This is a genomic window from Luteimonas salinisoli, assembly GCF_013425525.1.
In the GTDB taxonomy this organism is placed as follows: domain Bacteria; phylum Pseudomonadota; class Gammaproteobacteria; order Xanthomonadales; family Xanthomonadaceae; genus Luteimonas; species Luteimonas salinisoli.
Genome location: NZ_JACCKA010000017.1, coordinates 1 through 20,334, shown reverse-complemented (window position 1 = coordinate 20,334; position 20,334 = coordinate 1). Strand labels below are relative to the sequence as shown.

Genomic DNA, 20,334 nt, shown 5'->3' with positions numbered 1-20,334 from the left:
CTCGGTTCGCGGGTCCTGTGGCCAACAACTGCTGCGCGTACATCGATTAGTTCATGCATTACTGGCCACCCTCGTTGCCACCGCCGGATTGTTTGTTGTCCGGCTCGAAACAGTCGCCGCTACCCTGGACGCACAACGGTATGCCCGGCATCGGCGAGTAGTCGGGTCCACCGGAACCACCGGGACCTCCGTTTCCGCCGCCGACCCCGCCGCTTCCGCCACCGATCGGACTGCCGCCCGACGGACAGCCCCAGCTCTCGGTATAGAACCAGTTGGCTCCGGAGCCGCAGTTGCTGCTCCAGACGCCATTGGCGCAGATGTGACGACAGCGGATCCGATACCTCGCGTTGTAGGTATAGCAACCGGGAGTGCCGCTTGCGCTTGCCGTCTCGGCGGTCGGTGTCATCAATACGTTAGAGCCGGAACTGGCCGCGGCCTGGCTTGCCATGGCGCTGAGCGACATCTCCGTGACCGGCTCCGCGCTCGCGCTTGCCCCCTGGTCGCTGCCGAAGTTCTGCAGCGCGACGATCCTGTACGGCAGGCGCACGCGCTGCTTCGCCTCGAGGCTGTTGGGTGGCTGGGCGAGGAACTCGTACTTGAAGTAGCTGTCGTCGCCCGGCAGCGTGGCGGTGACGTCGTCCGCCCTCACCAGGCCGTAGTTGGTCAGTACCAGCTCGCCCTGGAACACTTCGCCGGCGGCCATCTTCGGCAGGTTGATGCTGGTCGGCTGCAGCATCACCACCGGCGCCGGCACGTCGGTCTCGAAAGTGGCGTTGAGGATGATCTCGTAGCGGTCCTCGATGGTGATCTCCCGCACCGACCACTCCACCGTGACCAGCGTGTACTCGAGGAACACCGACTGGTTGACGGTCAGTCCTGGTTTGATCGAGAAGCGCCCACCGGCCTCCTGGTGGTTTGGGGCGCTGGCCCGGTAGCGGTAGCTGCCCGCGGGCAGATCCTGGAAGTAGGCCTCGCCGTACGCGTCGGTGGTCAGCTCGTAGAACTGGCTGATCACCGCCTCGTTCTGCACGTACACGCGTGCGCCGGCCAAGCCCGGGATCAGGTTGCCTTCGGCGTCGCGTGTCGCGGTGTAGATGTCCGAGGCCTTGAACAACACGTTGCCCTGCCCCGACTGCGTGATCGAGACGAAGATATTGACGTCCTCGGCCGGCAGATTGGCGCCGGAGACCCGGAGCTTGAACTCGTGGATGCCCTCGGCCACCGATTCCGGTGGAGCGATGCTCAGATCGGCGGTGCGCGTTTCCCCAACGCCGATGTTCCCAAGCGTCGAACTCGAAGCCAGGCTGATCCAGCCGGGCGCGGCGCCTCCGTCGTTGTTCAGCAGTTCCAGGACCACGTCGGTCATCGCGACGAAGCCCCTGTTTTCGAACTCGACCTTTTCGATGACCGACTGCCCCTGGGCGAGTCCCGCCTCGACGTAGTTGGGCGTGGCATACAGCGCAGGCACGGCCTCGGTCAGGGTGTAGTCGACGGGCAGCAGCGCCAGCGGAGTGGCGCCGGAGCCGTCGCTGATCACGGCCAGCACCAGCCGGCCGCTCGGGGCCGCGGTGTTGTCGCCCGCGATGCCGACCGGCAGGGACAGGTCCTGCCTGGGAGCGATGTCGAGCGGCGCAGGCAGCGTCACGCTGATGCCCTGCGGCAGCACGCCGCTCGGCTGGAACTCGGGGGCGTACACGACGCGCAGGTTGCTGGCTCGGGCGCCCGTACCGGTCTTTGCCCTGAAATCGATGCGATAGGCGTAGTTGCGCGGCGCCGTCATCCTGAAGCTGGAGGGCGAGATGTTGACCCGGTTGATGGTGAAGCTCGCCTGTTCCGGGCGATCGGTCATGTCCGGATGGATGGCCCCCACGCGGTACAGGCCGGAGTCGGTGATGGTGGGCTTCAAGATGTATCGGAAGGCGCCGTCAGGGTCGGTGACCACGTCGGCCAGGCGCTCGAACCCTTCCTGGCTGAAGGCGATCTTCAACGGCGCGTTGGGGACGGCTGCCTCGCTGGCCCGATCGAGGGCCCGTCCCTGGATCACGATGTCACCGGTGCCGTGGGAGACCACCGGATCGACCGAGGTGACCTCGCCGTAGTACGGCGTTTCCACCAGGTCCACCACGCGCTCGCTGCCCATGCCCGGGATCGCCACTTCCTCGGGCTCCCCGGTGTTGTGGCGCAGCTTGTCGACCTCCAGCTTCAGCCTGACCCGATCCGGGGCGCTGGCGGGCACCGGCATCAAGAAAGTTCCGGACACGTAACGCTGGCCGGGGGCGATGCGCGCCACGGTCTGGCCGGAAGCCACGGTGATGACCCCGGACCCCGTCGCCTGGAGATACGGTGTGGTGCTGAGCAGGTTGCCGTCGCCATCGAGCAGCTTGAGGCGGAGTTCGTTAGACGCGTCGCGACCGAAGTTGCGCGCGGTCAGCAGCTCCACCTCCACCTCGGATGTGTTCTCCACCGTCAACCGCACCCTGCCGGTAGCACCGCGGGTGAAGTTCTCGGCATCGAGGCCGACCACCAGCGCGCTGTCGACCACGTCGACCTGCTGGCGGCGCCCCATGCGCATCAGCTCGCCCTCGCTGGCAATGTTCTCCAGGACCAGGTCGAGCGTGGCCGGACTCGGCAGGTCGGGATGCCCGCCGATGACCAGCGGCACTAGGCGGGTGGCGTTGCCGTCCAGCACGAACGCCTCGGTGCTGAACTCGCGGCTGGCGAGCGTTGCGACCAGCCGCGCCGCCGTGAGCGTATCGCTCGACAGGTTGCTCACCTGGACGTTGACGCGGTTCATCACGTTGCGCTTGAGCGGCAGCCCGCCGACGATTTGCATCGTGGCGTTGGGAAGCACGATGCCGCGCGGCATGCGGACATCGTTGGCATCGACCGTCTCGACCGTATAGCGCCGTTCTCCGCCGGTGAAACCGGTATCGGTCAGCGTGGTCGCGGAAGCGGGTTCTGGCGTCAGCTTGAATCGCTCCTCGCCTTCGCCGACATACACGTCGTAGCCCACCGCACCTGCGCCGTTCGGCTCCCAGCTCAGCACCGGCAGGCCGGTGTCGATCTGCTCCACCTGGAGGTGCTTGACGGGCAGCAGGCTGAAGTTGAGATAGACCGAGTTGGAGATGGCCGATTCGTTGCCTGCCGCATCCAGCGCGGTGACCGCATAGGCATGCTCGTCCTGCGACGGCACGGCGTCCACGGCCTGGGTGGTCCGGATGCCCTGCTTGATCGGTGTCAGGCCATCCACCGACGTGATGGCGGACGTGGCGGCCCGGTAGAGCCTGTAGCTGGCGGGCGCCGGCCCGAGGGGCGGCTGCCAGGTGGCCAGCACGCCCTGTGGCGTGAGGCTCAACTCGAGGTTCTGCGGTGCGCCTGGAGCCGTGCGGCTGGTGGAGACTTCGACGACGGTCGACTGCCCGCTTACGGACTCCTGGCCGTTCGACGTCCGGACGGCCGCCACTGCGTAGCGATAGCTCCCGTCCACCGGTGTGCTGTCGACGGCCTGCGCCTGGCTGCTTCGAACGAGTTCGCCCAGTTCGGCATCCGCCGGGGCCTGGCGATAGATCTGGTAGCCGCTGGCGCCGTCCACCGCCTGCCATTCCAGCCGGACCTGGCCGTCCGGCAGCGCGGTTGCGGCGAGGCCCAGCGGCACGTTCAGGGCCGGCAGTTCGCCCTGGTAGACCTGGAACTCGTTCGGAGCGGCGATCCGGTTCGAGACGTTGCCCAGCGCATCCTCGGCCGTGGAGCCGAAGCTGAGCAGTTCCGCCGCCGCCTGGCCGGCATCGGCCGGCAGTTCGAACTGCACCTGCCAGGTTGTGCCATCGATTCGCTGAGGATCGCCGATGACTATGGGCTGCCGGCCTGTCCCGGACAGCTGGTAGTGCAGTTGCGGCGAATTTCCGGCGGGAAGCGCTTCGCTGAAGCCGAACGTGGCGGTCACCTGCCGGGACGCGTCCACGTTGATGGGGGCCTGCGGACTCAGGGCGATCTGCACGACCTCGGGTCCGAGGGTGTCGATGCGTAGCGATGCCCCTTCACGCACCTCGACGCCGCGATTGCCTACCAGATCGCGCGCGGAGAACAGCACATTGGCCATGCCGGTGCCGGCACTGACGCCTAGCGTCAGAACGCCCTCGTAGAGCGTGTCGCTTCGCTTGATCAGATCGACCGGAATCGGCAGCCCGCCCTCGGGTACCAGGCTGAAATAGGGCGTCCCCGAGAGCGGTTCGCTGACCGTGACCTTGATGTCCATCGGACCCCGGCCGAACGTCCCCGTACCGGCATCGTATGCGCCGCGGGCGGTGTACTCGATGCGCTCCGCGAACGGCCCCGAGCGGTCGATCGTCGCGCTCGCCAGGTTGGTGGGAGCGCTCGGAGTATCGACCGCATTCACCGCCACCACGCGGTAGTGGTACGTGCCGTCGCCGGCCGGCGCGTCCTCGTGCGTGGCGGCCGAGGCGGACAGCCGCAGCAGCAGTTGCGCCTCGCCGATGGCCGCGAACTCGCGGGTGGCGCGATAGATGTCGTGGGCGACGACGTTCGGGTCGCTGGACGCCGACCAGTTCAACCGGATCCTGCCCCCGGCGGCGACGGCCGCCGCCAAGTTGCCAGGCGCCGACGGCACGGTGGAATCCAGAGTGACCGATACCGCGTCGGAAAGCGGGCTGGAGCCGTGGAGATCTGTGCTGACGGCCTGCAGCGCATTGCTCCCGGGGCTCAGGATGATCACCGTGGAGAAGCGCCCATCGGCGGCGACGGTCATCGGATCGGCAACCGGCTCGTCATTGAGGATGATCTGGACGCTGCTGCCGGGCTGGGCCGTCCCGGACACCGGCAGGTTGGGGTTGCGGGTCACCAAGCCCTCGGTGGGCTGCGTCAGCACGGGAGCGGGGGGGGCCGCGTGCGCCACCGTGATCGCGTACGCGAGCGTGCTTTCGTTGGCCAGCGAGTCCATGGCGCGCAGGGCCAGGCTGTGGTCGCCGTTGGCGACGCCGGTCAGGTCGAAAACCACGGAATAGTGGGTGTTTTCTGTCGCCGTCGCGACCACGGCGCCATCCAGCAGCAACTCGATGCGCGAGATCGCGCTGCGATCGGTGGCGGTGAACGTCAGGCTGGCGCTGCGGGTGAAGGTGGCGCCATCGACCAGCGGCAGGCCATCCACCTCCACGTCGGTCAGCTGCGGCCCCTCGGTGTCGGGCAGCGGAGCGCCGTGGGCCACGGTGATCGGGACAGCACGCTCGCCGACGCGATCTGCGCCGTCGGTCGCGACCGCCCTGACGACGTAGTCGCCGTCGGCCACGACGGAAGGATCCCAGTCGTGCGTATAGGGAGCATCGGTGTCGATACCAAGAAGCTCGGCACCCAGGTAGAACTCCACGTGCTGCACGCCGGAGACGTCGGCGGCGGTGGCTTCGATGGTGATCGGAGCGTTGACGTGGCTGCCCGGGGCGGGGTTGTTCACCGACACCGTCGGCGACTGGGTGTCGACGAGCACGCCGCCTTGAAGCGAGGCGGTGGCCAGCGCGCCGCCGGCCGCCCGGAACTCCACGCCCAGCGCCTTGCGTCCATCGCCCTCGGAGAGATCGAACTCGACGGTCGCGCGACCGTTCGGCAACGGCCTGAACGCAACGCCCGAGAAGTTGCCGCCCTCGGCGATCCGGTATTCGACGGCGTTGACGCACGACAGTTCCAGCGAGATCCGCGACTGCTCGTAGTACGGAGCCGGGGCGGCCAGGCGGATGGTCGGATCGAGCAGCGGCACCGCGGTGAGATGGCCGCCGTAGTTCACGCCGGTCGATACCGGATCGCCCAGGCCGCCGGGATTGCCGACCGGATCCTGGGGGCCGCTGGAATGCCCCCACCAGTTGCCGGTGGCGGGCACGACCGTGGCGGGCGTCCGGTTGAGGATCGCCTGCATGGCATTACCGACGAACTGCGTGCTGGCGATGGTGGGCTGGCCGTCATCGTCGACATCAACGCCGACGTCGTTTCCCAGGAAACTCGACCCAACGATCGCGGGCGAGGCGCGCTCGACGAGCCGCAATCCGGTCGTGCTGCCGGTGACCTGCAGATGGCGCAGCTCGGGACCGACCCCGCGCAGCATCAGGCCCGCGCGCTCCCGTTCGCCATCCCCGCCCCCCGCATAGCGGATCGTCAGACCGTCGAAGGTCGACGCATCGAAGGAGCCGCTCGATTTTTCGACGCGAACGCCGGCCCAGTCGCCCGCCGCCGGCACCCGTGCGTCGGGATGGCTCTGGCCGCCCGCGGCATCGTCGTTCCGACTGGTCAGCACCGCTCCCGCTTCGCCGACGATCCTGTCGCGTACCACCAGCTGCGCATCAGGACCGAACTTGACCACGACGCCCTGCTCGATTCGCAACTCGGCAGCCAGGGCCTGGCCGATGCAGGCCAGACAGGCGATGGCGATGAGCGTTTTCTTCGACATGATTGGGTGGTCTGGTCTGGTGATCTGGGCGATTGAGACGGTCTGTTCGCGGCTGGCGGCGATTAGGACCCGCCGGAAAGAGGAACGAAGACCCTGAAGCTCGCGGGTGGGTATCCATCGGCCTGCAGATGGATCACACCCTCGTCTCCGGGCTCGCCGTTTCCAATTCGCACCTCGAATTCGACGCCGGACTGGCCGGCCGGGATGGTCGTGGTGGCCGGGACCGAGCACCCCCAGTCCGACTCGCAGGACACCGCGACCGTCAGTGCTTCGGCCGGCATGTGCTCCTGGCCACCGATCAGTCGTCCCACGAACGCCCAAGCGGGGTAGTCTTCGTTCTGCCACGGGTCGAGCTCGAGGTCGCCCCACGTCCGGAGCTCGCGCGGACCGTCGGCAAGCACCGTGACGGAATCGGAGACGACTTCCATCCCGTGACCCGAAATCTTCAGGCGATAGGCGCCCGGTGCTGTCGGCGACGACAGGTAGTAGGACGCCGGCAGCGACAGCTCTTCGACTGGTTCGTAGCTCCCCGCGCCACCATCCCAGACATAGTCGACCACCGCTACGATGCCAGCCGGATCGGCGTTCACGAGCTCCCAGGAGAACGTCCACTCTGAAGGCGTAGCGCCGATATGTTCCCCACCAGGTCCTCCGGCAGCCAGATAGAAGGGGCTTGGCACCGTCGCCACGTACCGTTCGGTCGAAACCCCCGACAGGCGCAGCGCCGGCGCCACCACCTGGACCGCCACACTGCGCTCATGGTCGGAGCCGTAGCCATCCGGTCTGGCCGTCAGCAGGGCACCGACGCTTCCGTCTGCGAGAGCGAGCCCTTGCAGCGGAACGGAGACGCTCGACTGGTGCGGCGGTATCGAGACCGAGGCCGGAACCCCGCACGCCGACGAAGGCGCGCAGCCCAGGTGGATCGTCTTCGGGACGTCGGCAGAGTAGGGATTGCCGTTGCGCATCTGCCGAACGACGACGTTCCGCGTCATTCCCAGACCCACGACGACCTCGGAGTCGCCCCACTCCAGCATGTAGGTATCGTCGCGCGCTTCGACCAGGCCGGAAAGCACCGGCTGGACATCGATCGGAACACCATTGACCACGGGGGCGGCGACCACCGAAGCGCGGATCCGGTAGGTGCCCGCGACATTCGGCGGGGCGACGTAGGCGAACGCGGAACCGGCGGCGGAAATGCCGACGATCTTCGAGGCGGTCGGGACCTGGTCGGAACCCGCGATTCCATCGACGACATCGGCCGGTGAAGCGTCGACCAGTTCCAGCTCCACCTGGAAGCCCGGCATCACCTGCTGAGAACCGAGCGACGGATCCGGTACACGGAGCCGCACATCGAACCTGTCCCAGTCCGGCGCGCCCAGATCGCGGAACGGGCTCAGGCCTTCGAACTCGATGGAGGGCTCGACCACGATCAACGGAATCTCGGCCGGCGGATATCCCGGAACGCCGGCGAGCAGGCGGGCCGGGGTGGCCCCGGTCAGATCGAGACCCTGCACCTCCACGGACGCGCTCGACGATCCGGCATGGAAGTCGTTGGCGCCGTCGAGGCCGCAGACGGAAGAAGGCACGCAGGACCAGGTGACGGCCTGTTCGGGCCCATCCTCGACGGGCTGGCCATCGCTCGTGCGCTCGATCCAGACCCGCTGCCTCATGCCACGCCCGAGCAGGAGTTGGCTCCTGCCGAACTCCAGCGCGACTTCTCCGCTGACGATGACCGTGTTCGAGGTGACGCTGGCACCGCCGTCCCGAAGGGTCGCGCGGATCCTGTAACTGCCCGCCGACTGTGGCGTCGCCACAGACACCGCGTAGTCGTCGCTCCAGTAGTCGCCAAAGGACTCGAGCCCGTCGAGCAGGATGGAGGTGCCGGGCTGGGGTGGTTCGCCCTGCGCGGTCCGCACCAGGAATCCGGGGACCAGGCCGCTGGGCGCGTCGTCCACGATCTCGAAGTCGACCGCAAGCGGCGCGGTAGGCGTGTTGTGCTCGAGCTGCTCGCCGGATGCCGACCCGAGTCTCACCTTGAAGCCATCCGCCGCGCTCGCTGTCGTGCGGCTGGTACTCAGCTCCAGGATCCTCGGCCGCAACGCGACGAGGCTTACCGGGACGCTGAGCGCCGGATAGCCCTCGGCCACCGCTTCCACGACGGGTGCGGCCCCCGAGTAGCCGGGCGCATGGGACACCGCATAGCCGATGCTTCGCTGGTTGGCCGGAATGACGACCGTCTGGGGAGAAACGGTGCACGCGCCGATCGGCACGCAGCGCAGGTTGATCGTCAACGGCTCCACGCCGGGATCTGGGGAGCCGTTGCGCCATCTCGCCACGTACCCGGAGCGCGTCATTCCTTCGCCCAGCACGAGTTCGCCCAGCGCTTCCGAGGACCACGACCAATCCGTCAGTACGAGTTGGAACTCGGACACCGTTACGACCACCGGGCCCGCAGTCACGGAATCCGCAGCCGGGGACGTCGCAGTAACCGAATAGCTGCCAGGACTCGCTGGGCTACCGAACCTCACCTGCACGGACTCCTGGCCTGGACTCCAAGAGACGGAGGGATCCAATAGCGAAACGCCCGTGTCTCCATCCACGTCGGTCAGCGACAACCCCACCGATGTACCGTGCCTTAGTCGCTGGATGGTTCCGGATTCGTCGCCGGGCACCGCCATGTACAGCTCGCCAGTGGCGACGGCGTCGCCGACGTAGCGCTCAAGAGATAGATTGCGGAACTGCAACTGCGGCTTTACGGCCGTCACACTCAGGCTGTTTGCCGGCGCGAAGCCTTTCACGGCTACCTGGACGACCGCCGGCTCCGCCAGAGCCGTATCCGGACCGTGCAGATCGAAGCTGAAACTGGTCGAACCGGGATACAGCTCGCCCTGACTGATTGAAATCGCCGACGACTCGCTGGTGAAACGCACGAGGATCGGATGGCCCTGATTGATGTAAGGCGCCCCGTTTTCGTACAACGCGACGCTTCCGACGGTCCTCATACCGATTCCGACCGTCATTTCAGACTGCTGGAAGCGCACTTCAGGGTCTTGGAGCACGATTACCCGCATCGTGTGCTCCCGGAGGCCCGGGGCATTGAGGGTGAGTTGCGCTTCTCCCGCTGCAACGCCCGTGAAAGCGACTGTGCCCACGCCACCGTTCGCCTGGGTGAGCGTCGCGTTGGGATTGGAAATGAAAATCGCCGTATCGGAAGAGACCAGGGTAAACGTTACGTCCTCCTGGGGAACGTATTCGCCCACCCTGAAGGTGTAGTCGATGTTCTCCCCTACGGCCACATAGAGATCGTCGTGGTAGGGCACGGAATCCCAAAGCAGCCCAGCCCATGCTGCACGCAGCACTGTCGCAGGAACGGTGATTGGCGCGTAGCCCTCGGCGATCGCCGTGATCGAAACGGTCCCATGGTGCGAATCATGGAACGCCGACAGGTCCACATCGGCCGACATCTGCCCCTCTTGGATCGTCACGCTGGACGGAACCGCCAGCGCATCTGGATGCGAGGAGGAGAGTTCTACGACCAGCCCACCGGCAGGAGCGGGCGATCCGATGTTCAATGGGATGGATCTCGATACTCCCTGCTCGACCCATACGCCGGAAGGCAGATGGAGCAGATCGGACCTGACGGTCACTTCGAGCACACCCGGCTCGAATCCTGCCGCCGCGACCCCGACCGATGTGCTACCACTGCTCGCCGTGGTCATGGTGACCATGGTCTGCTGCTCCCCGGCGGGAATGGTTGCCGCCACGGGCACCGATGCAACGGCAGGATCGCTGCTGGTCAGCTGGAGCGCGATGCCTTCGGCACCGGCCACGCTCGAGGCCGCAACCTGGAGCTGGTAGCTCTGGTCGACGAGGAACACATCGGAGTCGACCGACAGCGAAAGCGCCGGCGGCTGGACCACTTCGAACGCCAAGGACGCCGCTTCGAACCCGTCCGCGCTCGCAACGAGGCTTCCGCTGCCGGAGTCCAATCCCTCCGCAGCGAATTCCGCGGCCAACTGGCCCTCGACCACCGTGACGGTCGAAGGCACCCCGAGATACGCCGGCGCATCGGCCAGGAGAGAGATCTCGAAACCGCCCGGCGGTGCCGGATAGGGGATCTCCAGTCGCACCTGCCTGGTCTCGCCGCGCAGCAGCGAGAGCGCATCCGGCAGCCTGATTTCTGCGGCGAGCACGGTCAGGCTCAGCTCGTTCGAATGGATCGGCTCGCCGCCGCTTTCGGGATCCGGCGTGCGCAGTTGAAGTACCCGCGAACCAACCGCCGTCTGGGTCGGCAACGTGGCTGTGATGGTCGTGCTGCCGGCGAGTGCCGACGGGATTTCGACCCCGTCCAGCAGCAGGATGGACTCGGCCCGGAGGTTCCTGCCCTCGATCTCGATCCTGGGGTCGGGCTGCCCAAGGTAGACGGACTGGGGATCGACGGCGACCAACACGGGTCGCGCGCCCTGGATCGCGAACGCTTCGGCCCTGCCGACCCAGCCCGCGGATGCCAGGAGTTCCAGGTCCGCGACGGCGGCATCCGCGCTTTCCGGAACCGCGACGCTGATCGCCAGCTGGGTGTCCGTTCCTCCCGGCACGATCTGCAACTGCACGCCATCGACAGCCGTTCTCGCCTGGGTGACACCACCGAGACGGGTTCCGGAGACCACGATTTCCGTGGTCTCCCCCTCCACGAGGACATCGGGGGTCAGGCCCAGGATCTCGGGGCTCGCGCCGACCGACACGGCCCCGGACTCGATGACGTAAGGGATTCCGCGAAGCGCCCAGCGGGCACTTCCCAGAATGTCCCCAGCGGGTACGCTGATGCCGTTGAGCGTGTTGCCGCTCGCGCGATTGCCGACACCGCTCGGCGAGGAGTCCAGGTCGATCCTGATGGCTGGCCCCTGGTGGTTGCGAATATCCAGATGATTGAAGACGGGAGAAGCGCCCTGTACCACCAAGCCGCTCCCATGCTCGAAAATCATGTGCTCCAGGCGGCTGCCTGCGTCGCCGCTGTTGAAGCTCCATTCCCGGTAGTCGCCGGCAGCGGCAACCTCGCCGGTACGCGTCTTGTCGGACAACACCTGGATCGGGTGCGTGTTCGTCCCGGCTGCCTCGATGCTTCCCGCTTCCACCGCCAGGCCGGCAGCGGCGCCCATGTAGACGATGACGCCGGCCTCGATCTTCAGCACCGCACCGCTTTGGACCTGCACGTCGCCGGACAGCAGGTAGGGGCTCTCGTCCGCCGTCCACTGCGTGTCCACGGCGACCGGGCCCGACACATGGGTCTGCGCGGTCGCGGGCGACACCAGCACCGCCATGACCGCAACCGCGACCCACGTGAATATCCATGCGGCGTGGCATGGCGTCGCTCCGCGCAAGATCGCCGGCATCCGGCGCTCGGCCGGCAGCGGACCGCGGGAGGTTGTCGCGAGGCGGTGTGGCATGTGGTCGTTCCGAAGTCTGGTGCCGAGACGATCAGCGATCGATAGCGCCGACGCGCCCGAGGCCGCTACCGTCGAAGGCCGTGACCGGACGGGCACCCGTCCAGGCGAGGCCGTCTGCAGTCGCTGCGGCTAGCGGTTCGCCCGCGCGCAGGATGCGCAGCGCGATCTCGTATTGGAGGCGATAGGAGAGCAGCCTCGGCGGGAGGACACGGCACTCGCGATGGAAGCGCGTGGAGACCGGCCGGCGCTGACCGGACGCATCCGTCGAGCGCATCCACGCCGCGCGGATGGGGATTCCACGCGCTATCTCCCAAAGGATCGCCTGTCGCGCCTAGGTCTGCATGGACAGGGAAAAGCAGTGCGCCGCCCGCAGCCTGCGGCTGAAGCGCTTCATCGGGTTCATTCGCAGCGGTCGCATCGGGCTGCGCGCGCGCAAAGCGCGCCGATACCCGATTCGCAGCCCCCAGCAAGAAAACACACGCAAACACGCGCACCGCGAAACCGCGGGCGTCAGCCCCCTGAACGACGTGCATGAGGTCCCCTAAAAGTCCTTTTCAATGAAACTTCTCGATACCGGAAGAAGCCCCCTTCTCCGCGGCACCTTGGGGGAACATATAACTTCGTGAAGGCGAGTGCAAGGGTCTTGTTTCATCGCTGCTGCGCGGATGCCGGCACCAGCGCAGCACGAGCGCTTCGTCCCGCCATATCTCGATTCGGAACCCTTCTCCAGCGCGCGGGCTGTACTTCACCCATGTCCTGAACCCGCCCTGTGGCGCATTAGCTCCAGCACCGACAGATTCACCTTGAGCAGATACATCCCCAGCCGCCAGATCCACAGCGGGAGCCTGCTGTTGCCGAACACGATGGCGACCCGCAAGCTGGCCCGGTGTCGGCACGGCGCGCAACGTGTTCGGGTCTCGTCCGGCTGCTGGGACGCTTCGGGGCTACGGCTATCACGCTTAGGCTTACAATTCCCGGCGCCCAAAAACTCGGTCGAGCCAAAGCCGTTTGGCAGCTGAGTCTATTTCCGGCGTCGACGACCCTCCATCGAGAGGACAGACAATGAAGTCGAAGCTATTGGTTTTGATGACCATGCTGGTGGTCGCTGCACAAACATCGGCGCAAGTGAAGAGCCACCCACCCGCCAAGGTCAGTTTCGACGATTTCAAGGGCCTGGTTTCCCAGGTCGAAGCGCACCGGGCAAGCCGCCTGGTCGATCTCGATACGTTCTTGAATATGAGCAGGCAGCCGGGGGGCGTCGTTCTCGATACGCGATCAACGTTCCGCTATGAGCGAATTCACGTCGAAGGGGCGAAGCATCTGAGCTTCACCGACTTCACGCAAGACAGCCTGCGGGAAATCATACCCTCCTTCGATACGACGGTACTGATCTACTGCAACAACAATTTCGAAGGCAACCAGATCGATTTCGCCACCAAGGTGGCCTTTCCCCGGCCAGGAGATTCGTTGTCGGCACAGTTCGCCGCTCAAGAAAGGCCGATCATGATGGCCCTGAACATTCCGACATACATCAACCTGTATGGGTATGGATATCGAAACGTGTACGAGCTGGATGAGCTCGTGAACGTGAACGATCCGCGGATCGCGTTCGAAGGATCCATTGTCAAAGACGTTGGAGAACGATGAGAACCGAGAGAGGAAGCTGCCACTGCGGGGCCGTCGAGTTCGAGGTCGAGCTCGAGAACGGCTTCGAGAACGTCCGCCGCTGCAACTGCTCCATCTGCAGCCGCAAAGGCGCGGTCATGGCCGGCGTGCCGCTCGAGGGGCTTCGTGTCGTGAAGGGCGAGGACAAGCTTTCGCTCTATCAATGGAACACCAAGATCGCCAAGCACTACTTCTGCAGCATCTGCGGCATTTACACCCACCATCAGCGGCGCAGCGTTCCCACGGAGTACGGCTTCAATGTCGCATGCATCATCGGCGTCGACATGGCGGCCATCGGGGCCATCGGCGCCAGCAACGGCGCGGCGCAGTCCCTCGCGCCGGCTGCACCCTGACAATCCATTCATGCCATGACCCCCAGCACGTACTGCACAGGGCGGGCCGCCAAGGAATAGGTGCCAGCGGCCCGGCTACCAGCCGCGCCTTGGCGCAGGGCCTGCTTCGGTGAAGAGCGGCGCTGCCTGTACGGACCTCGGACCTCGGACCTTCAAAGCTGTTCGTCACCGACGTTCAGTCCATATCATTGCCCGTATTCTGGCTCCGGGAGGCGTTCGATGCGTGCGTGGCTGATGCTGATGGTTCTACCGTTTCTTCTGCTGGCCGACGCTGCTTGGGCCGGGGAACTCGCGATCGTCAACGCACGCATCCATCCGTCGCCGGATGCGCAGCCGATCGCAAAAGGAACGGTGCTGGTGCGTGACGGCAAGCTCGTCCAGGTGGGAACGGACGTGGCGGTGCCGGATGGCGCGGAGGTGATCGATGCCGAAGGCGGCTCGGTCGTGGCCGGATTCTGGAACAGCCACGCCCACATCCTGCCGTTGCCGTTGAGCGAGGCGACGGCACGCTCGCCGGCCGAACTGGCGTTCGCCCTGCGGCGGATGTTCGCGCACTGGGGCTTCACCACGGTCTTCGATATCGCCTCGTTTCCGCCCGGAAACGCCGCCACGCTGCGCAAGCGCATTGCCGCGGGTGAAGTTGCGGGGCCGTCGCTGTTGACCGTCGACATGCCGTTCTTCCCCGCGGACGGCACGCCGTCCTACGTGAAGGATCTGCTGGAGTCGATGGCAGCGCCCAGCGCCGAGGTCGCGACGGCCAGCGAGGCGCGCGAGCGCGCGCGTCGACAGCTGGCGGAGGGTGCCGACGGGGTGAAGCTGTTCATCGGGGCCATCGTCGACGACGGAACGGGGGTGAGACTGATGGACCTGGAGATCGTCCGTGCGGTCGTCGACGAGGCCCATCGCGCCGGCAAGCCCGCGTTCGCCCATCCGACCACGATGGAGGGCATCGAACTCGCGCTTGCCGGCGGCATCGACGTGCTCGCGCACCCAACGCCGGCTTCCGGGCCGTGGAGTGCCGAACTCGCACGGCGGCTGGTGGATGGGGATGTCGCGTTGACCCCGACGCTGCAGTTGTTCGAGATCGAGGTGCGCAAGGAGAATGCGCCGGAAACGGTCGTGGAAGAGGTCGCAGGCATCGTCCAGCAGCAGTTGCGCCTGTTCCACGAAGCGGGCGGGCAGGTCCTGTTCGGTACCGACATCGGCTATATCGACCAAGCCGACACCTCTCGCGAATTCGAACTCATGGCCGGCGCGGGGATGGACTGGCGCGCGATTCTCGCCAGCCTTACGACCACGCCGGCCCGGCGCTTCGGCCAGCACGCGCGCAAGGGGCGCATCGAGGCGGGAATGGATGCCGACCTGGTCGTCCTCGGCAGCGATCCCGCCGACGATCTGCGGGCATTTTCCAATGTCCGCTACACCGTACGCGGCGGCGAGGTGATCCACCCGGCGCCCTGGCACCGGCCTTAGCTTGCAGCGGCGCGCCGGACCTCCGGCAGGGAGAGTCGATCCAGACTCCCTCAGGCCCGACCGTTCGCCTTCTCTTGGGTACGCCTGATGAAGTCGAGCATCAACGACGCCGCCGTGGCCGCATGCGTTTCGAGCAGCAGGTGGCCGGCGTCGAGGACGTGGGCCTCCATCCTCGGCAACGCGCGCATCCACGACAGCACCTCGGCGAGTTCGAAATAGATGTCGTGCCTTCCCCAGATCATCACGGCCGGGAGCTGCCAGCGTTCGAGGTACCTGGCGATGGCATCGAAGCGGGCGGCGTAGTTCCCGTAGTCCGCGATCAGCGCTCGTTGCGTGTCCATGTGGCCCGGCAGGTTCATCATCCGCCAATCCTCTTCCCTGTATTCGGCAGGGATACTCTCTGCCACGTCCGATGGGACGCCGGAGACGTAGATGTCGCGCGTGCCCGCGAGGGTCTGATGCGCGGTAGCCGCCGCTTCGTTTTCGGCGTTCGGCTGCGACCAGTAGGCCTGCGTCGCGTCTCAGCCCGGCCCCCACCCCGTTCGATGCGCATTGGCGTTCTGGACGATGAGGCCCAGGACCTTCTCGGGCGCCTGCATCGCGATCTGCAGGCCCACCGGCGCGCCCCAATCATGCAGGTAGACGAACCGCGGCCCAACCTCGAGCCGGTCCAGCAGTTCGGAGATCGCCTGACCGATGGCGGCGAACGAGACCTCCGGCAGCGCGTCGGACTCGCCATGCCGGGCAGATCGGGCGCGACGACGCACGCGGCCTGCGCCAGCGCGGGTACGACGTCGCGGAACATTCGCGCCGAGTTCGGAGTCCCGTGCAGCAGCAGCACGGTGGGCTTGGACGCCTCGCCCGCCGTGATGAACGACAGCTCGGCACCGCCGGACAGACGCAGTCGTTTCGTTTCCACGCATCGATCCCCATCGGAACGTTGGGGCCTGTGATGGGCACTGCGGCGTTACCTGTGGGTGATAGTCGCGGAAAACGCCGCCGAAACGATCTCGGGCACCGGTTCCTCCCGAGTATCCGCGCCGCTGGCAAGACATCGAAGCCGCCGCTTCACGCGCGGGCGCGCCCCGGCTTCAGCCCGCCCCTGTCGCGATCGGCCGCGCCGGATCGTCGATCCAGCCGCTCCACGATCCCGTGTACAGCCGCCCGCCCTTCAGCCCCGCATGCTCCATGGCCAGCAGGTGGTGGCAGGCGGTGACGCCCGAGCCGCACATCGCCACCGCCTGGTCCGCGAGTCGGCCGGCCAGCAGCGTCTCGAATTCATCGCGGAGCAGCGCCGGCGGCTTGAAGCGCCCATCGGACAGGTTGGCGGCATAGGGCCGGCTGGTCGCGCCGGGGATATGCCCGGCCATGCGGTCGACGGGCTCGGTTTCGCCGCGAAACCGCTCGCCGGCACGCGCGTCGAGCAGCAGGCCGCCCTGGCGCAGGTGCGCCTGCACCCGCGTGGCGCCGAGCAGGCGCGCCTGGTCGAACTCCGCCTCGGGGTATTCGACCGGAACCGGCGGCAGCGGCGCTTTCGTCTCGCACGGCAGGCCCAGCGCCGACCAGCGCGCCCAGCCGCCGTCTAGCACCGCTATCCGGCCATGCCCCAGCGCGCGCAGCAGGAACCAGAGCCGCGCCGCGAATGCGCCATCGCCGGCGTCGTAGGCCACCACCTGCGATCGTGGGGCGATGCCCCATGCCCCCAGTGTTCGGCACAGCGCCGCGGCCTGCGGCCACGGATGGCGGCCCGCCCCGCTGCCGGGTGCCGGCGGCGCCGAGAGGTCGCGATCCATGTCGGCATGCAGCGCGCCGGGGATGTGAGCGTCGCGCCAGGCGGCCTCGCCCGCCGCGGGATCGGCCAGGGAATGCCGGCAGTCCACCACCGCCAGGCCCGGCGCTTCCAGCGCCGCGGCCAGCTCTTCCGCCTGGACAAGGGTGGTCCAGCCGCTCATGTGCTTGCCTCCGTGGTCTCGCGCAGGCGCTCGCGCAGGTTCAGCAGGATGGACGCGGTGGCGCCCCAGATCCGGTGCGGTACCGCTTTCGCGTCGCTGCGGAACTGCAGTACCTGGCGGCGGCGGCCGGCGTAGTCGATCTCGAGGCGTTCGAGGCTGTGCGGCGCCAGCAGGAACGACAGCGCCACCTCGAACACGTCCGCCACCTCGCCCGGGTCGGGAACCGGCACGAAGGCGGGGTCGAGCTCGGCCACCGCCGGCAGGACCCGGAAGCCGCTGACGGTCAGCATCGGATCCAGGTAACCGAGCGGTTCGGCCTGCGCGGCGGCCAGGCCGATCTCCTCGCGGGCTTCGCGCAGCGCGGCGGCCAGTGCGTCGCGATCGCCGGGCTCGATGCGACCGCCGGGGAAGCTGACCTGTCCGGCGTGCTGCCGCAACGCGTCGGTGCGGCGGGTCAGCAGCACCCGCGGGCCGTCATTGCGTTCCACCAGCCCGACCAGCACGGCCGCCTCGAAGCGGCTGGCGGCGGGCGGGAGCAGATCCGCGAGTTCGTCGAGGTTCCAGCCCTCGCCGGCCGGAGGCGCGTCCAGCGGATGCAGCGCCGGCACCAGGTCCGCGATGGACACCTGCCGGATCACGTCCGTTTCGCCTCGCGCTCGGGCAATACGGTGTCCATCAGCCAGGCACGCTCGCGCTCGCCCATCTGCAGCCAGCAGGCGATCTCCGTGCCGGTGCGGTGGCAGCCCAGGCACAGCCCTTCCTCATCGAGGGTGCAGACGCCGGTGCAGGGCGTGGGGACGGCGCGGGTGGACATGCTCATGGGGACAGTCTAGAGGCGGGGCGGGAGCGGCGCAGCCTGTGTGGCCGGGCGCGTTCGGGATGCGGGGCTTCGGTTGCCTGTGCAGCCGAGCAAGCTCGGCTCTACGGGGGTGCCGGGGCCGACGATGCGGCCTGTCCGCCTTCGTAGAGCGGAGCTCGCTCCGCTGCTCTTGGCTCCGGAGCCCGCGCAGCCGAGCAAGCTCGGCTCTACGGGGCCGGGCCGACGGCATGCGGCCGATGCCGGCGGGTCCCGCGTGCGGCCGCACCGATCCCGGAAACAGCGGCGCCCGGCCGGGGACGCTCCCCGGCCGGGCGCTCTGCGACGCGCCGCACGGCCCGAAGGCCGCGCGGTTACTTGATGGAGACGAGCTTGACGTCGAAGACGACCGCCTGGTTCGGGCCGATCGGCGACTGCGGAGTGTTGCCGTAGGCCACGTCGGGCGGCAGCACCACTTCCCAGCGCGCGCCGGTCGGCATCATGGTCAGCGCCTCGCGCAGGCCCACCAGCGGGATCTCGCTCAGCTTCACCGAGACCGGACCGGCCTGCTGGCCCTCCTGTGCGGTGTAGGTGTCGACGAAGGTCGGCCCGTTCGGCAGGTTGCCCTTGTAGTGCAGCTCGACCTCGCTGTTCTGCGAGGGCCTGGCGCCGCTGCCGGCCTCGATCACGCGGTACTGCACGCCGCTGGGCAGGGCCTGCACGCCGGACTTGGAGCGGTTCTGCGCAAGAAACGCGTCGCTCTTGGTCTTGTTCTCGGTCGAGGCCTGCTCGAACGCCGCCCGCGCCTTGGTGACCTGGCGCTGCTGCATGCCTTCGACGGCGCTGCGCAATTGTTCCACCGGCACCGACGGCTCGCGACGGGCATAGCCGTCCTGGACCGCGCGGACCACGGTATCGACGTCGATGTCCTCGCCGCTTTCGACCAGATTGCGGCCGAGGTCGTAGCCGAGCGCGTAGCTCAGCCGGCCTTTATCGGACGAGGTGTCCTGGGCCGCGGCGGCGCCGGCGGTCAGGGTCAGTGCCGCAAGGGTGGCGGCAAGCAAACGCAACTTCATGCGGTGGATCTCCAGATGGATTCGGGGTGTGGGGTTCCGCCCAGACGCAAGCGGTCGAACCGCCACGAACGAACGCGCTAGGATAACGGCCGCACGGCTTAACTGCCAATGACGGCTGCCCTTCCGACCCCGGCGCCCGGCGGAAGTTCCGTCGCGCTGCCTCCCCAGACCCCGAAACCGCCCCCCGCCGATGACCGACTCCCCCCTGCTGATCGCCGACCACGACGCCGTCCGCGTCGTCACCGTCAACCGTCCGGACAAGCTGAACGCGCTGAACGGCGCCACGCTGGATGCCCTGCACGAAGCCTTCGAGGCGGTGGCGGACGACCCGGCGATCCGCGTCGCCGTGCTCACCGGCGCCGGGCCCAAGGCGTTCGTCGCCGGCGCCGACATCGCCGAGATGGCGCAGCTCGCCCCGGTTCAGGCGCGCGATTTCTCCCGCCGCGGGCAGCGCACCATGCGCCGCATCGAGACCCTGCCCAAGCCCGTGATCGCCATGGTCAACGGCTTCGCCCTCGGCGGCGGACTGGAGTTGGCGATGGCCTGCCACCTGCGCATCGCCGCCGAGGGCGCGCGGGTCGGCCAGCCGGAAATCAACCTCGGCTTGATTCCCGGCTTCGGCGGCACCCAGAGGCTGCTGCGGCTGGCCGGCCGCGCCGCGGCGCTGGAGCTGTGCCTGCTGGGCGCGCCCATCGACGCCGCCCGCGCCCTGCAGCTGGGCATCGTCAACCGCGTGGTGCCGGCGGCCGACCTGGAGGCCGAGACCATGGCGCTGGCGGCGCAGCTGGCCGCCGCGGCGCCGCTGGCGCTGCGCGGGATCCTCGACTGCGTCGCCGTGGGCGGGGAATGCGGCATCGAGGAGGGCCTGGCCTACGAGACCGCGCAGTTCGGCCTGACCTTCTCCACCGCGGACATGCGCGAGGGCACCATCGCCTTCCTGGAAAAGCGCAAGCCCGAGTTCCACGGCCGCTGAGCGCATGACGGCGCCGGCACCCGATCCGATGCGGCAGGCGCAGGCGCTGCTGCGCCTGCTCGATGCCGACGATGTGGACGCTGCGATCGACGCCGGACTGGCCGGGTTCGATGCCGAGGCCGTCGCGGCGCTGCCGCCGTCGTCGCGGGCGCGG

The 20,334-nt window shown here is 67.7% G+C and carries 11 protein-coding genes and 1 pseudogene; 5 read left to right on the top strand and 7 right to left on the bottom strand.

The features are described 5' to 3' along the window. Window positions 1-58 precede the first annotated feature (58 nt). Window positions 59-5,920: an Ig-like domain-containing protein gene (locus H0E84_RS20145; RefSeq protein ID WP_257644019.1), complete on the bottom strand. Its 5,862-nt coding sequence runs from the start codon at window positions 5,918-5,920 to the stop codon at window positions 59-61. Window positions 5,921-6,510: 590 nt separating this feature from the next. After that, window positions 6,511-11,892 (bottom strand): hypothetical protein, encoded by a 5,382-nt coding sequence (locus H0E84_RS02040; protein WP_180676959.1) that lies wholly within the window; start codon window positions 11,890-11,892, stop codon window positions 6,511-6,513. 341 nt (window positions 11,893-12,233) lie between these two features. Here H0E84_RS02040 and H0E84_RS02035 point away from each other — a divergent pair, with 341 nt between their 5' ends. The 4 genes from H0E84_RS02035 to H0E84_RS02020 all read left to right on the top strand — a co-directional run bounded on the left by H0E84_RS02035 (window position 12,234) and on the right by H0E84_RS02020 (window position 15,383). Further along, a complete protein-coding gene (locus tag H0E84_RS02035; RefSeq protein ID WP_180676958.1) occupies window positions 12,234-12,437 on the top strand; it encodes a hypothetical protein in 204 nt (67 codons plus the stop codon). A gap of 541 nt (window positions 12,438-12,978) precedes the next feature. Then, the gene (locus tag H0E84_RS02030) at window positions 12,979-13,539 is read left to right on the top strand and encodes a rhodanese-like domain-containing protein (protein ID WP_219339552.1); all 561 of its coding nucleotides are present in this window, start codon (window positions 12,979-12,981) and stop codon (window positions 13,537-13,539) included. Continuing rightward, complete coding sequence (locus tag H0E84_RS02025) at window positions 13,536-13,910, top strand: GFA family protein (RefSeq protein ID WP_180676956.1); 375 nt, start codon at window positions 13,536-13,538, stop codon at window positions 13,908-13,910. Before H0E84_RS02030 ends, H0E84_RS02025 begins: the two co-directional genes overlap by 4 nt. 219 nt (window positions 13,911-14,129) lie before the next feature. After that, window positions 14,130-15,383 carry an amidohydrolase family protein gene (locus H0E84_RS02020; protein WP_257644018.1) on the top strand — a complete coding sequence of 418 codons (1,254 nt, stop codon included), beginning with the start codon at window positions 14,130-14,132 and terminating at the stop codon, window positions 15,381-15,383. 50 nt (window positions 15,384-15,433) lie between these two features. Here the strand turns inward: H0E84_RS02020 and H0E84_RS20140 are convergent, their stop codons facing one another. From H0E84_RS20140 to H0E84_RS02000, 5 genes and pseudogenes are all read right to left on the bottom strand, one after another. After that, on the bottom strand, window positions 15,434-15,745 hold the full coding sequence (locus tag H0E84_RS20140) for an alpha/beta fold hydrolase (RefSeq protein WP_219339551.1): 312 nt from the start codon (window positions 15,743-15,745) through the stop codon (window positions 15,434-15,436). Between the two features lie 159 nt (window positions 15,746-15,904). Next, window positions 15,905-16,150 carry an alpha/beta fold hydrolase gene (locus H0E84_RS20135; RefSeq protein WP_219339550.1) on the bottom strand — a complete coding sequence of 82 codons (246 nt, stop codon included), beginning with the start codon at window positions 16,148-16,150 and terminating at the stop codon, window positions 15,905-15,907. A 324-nt stretch (window positions 16,151-16,474) separates the two neighbouring features. After that, on the bottom strand, window positions 16,475-17,335 hold the full coding sequence (locus H0E84_RS02010) for a sulfurtransferase (RefSeq protein WP_180676955.1): 861 nt from the start codon (window positions 17,333-17,335) through the stop codon (window positions 16,475-16,477). After that, a pseudogene (locus H0E84_RS02005) lies at window positions 17,332-18,155 on the bottom strand (NUDIX hydrolase). The gene H0E84_RS02010 and the pseudogene H0E84_RS02005 overlap by 4 nt, the downstream one beginning before the upstream one ends. A gap of 350 nt (window positions 18,156-18,505) precedes the next feature. Continuing rightward, entirely contained in the window at window positions 18,506-19,207 is a 702-nt protein-coding gene (locus tag H0E84_RS02000) for an FKBP-type peptidyl-prolyl cis-trans isomerase N-terminal domain-containing protein (RefSeq protein WP_180676954.1), read from the bottom strand. Window positions 19,208-19,397: 190 nt separating this feature from the next. Between H0E84_RS02000 and H0E84_RS01995 the strand changes: the two genes are divergently transcribed. Further along, window positions 19,398-20,180 (top strand): enoyl-CoA hydratase/isomerase family protein, encoded by a 783-nt coding sequence (locus tag H0E84_RS01995; protein ID WP_180676953.1) that lies wholly within the window; start codon window positions 19,398-19,400, stop codon window positions 20,178-20,180. Window positions 20,181-20,334: the final 154 nt, after the last annotated feature.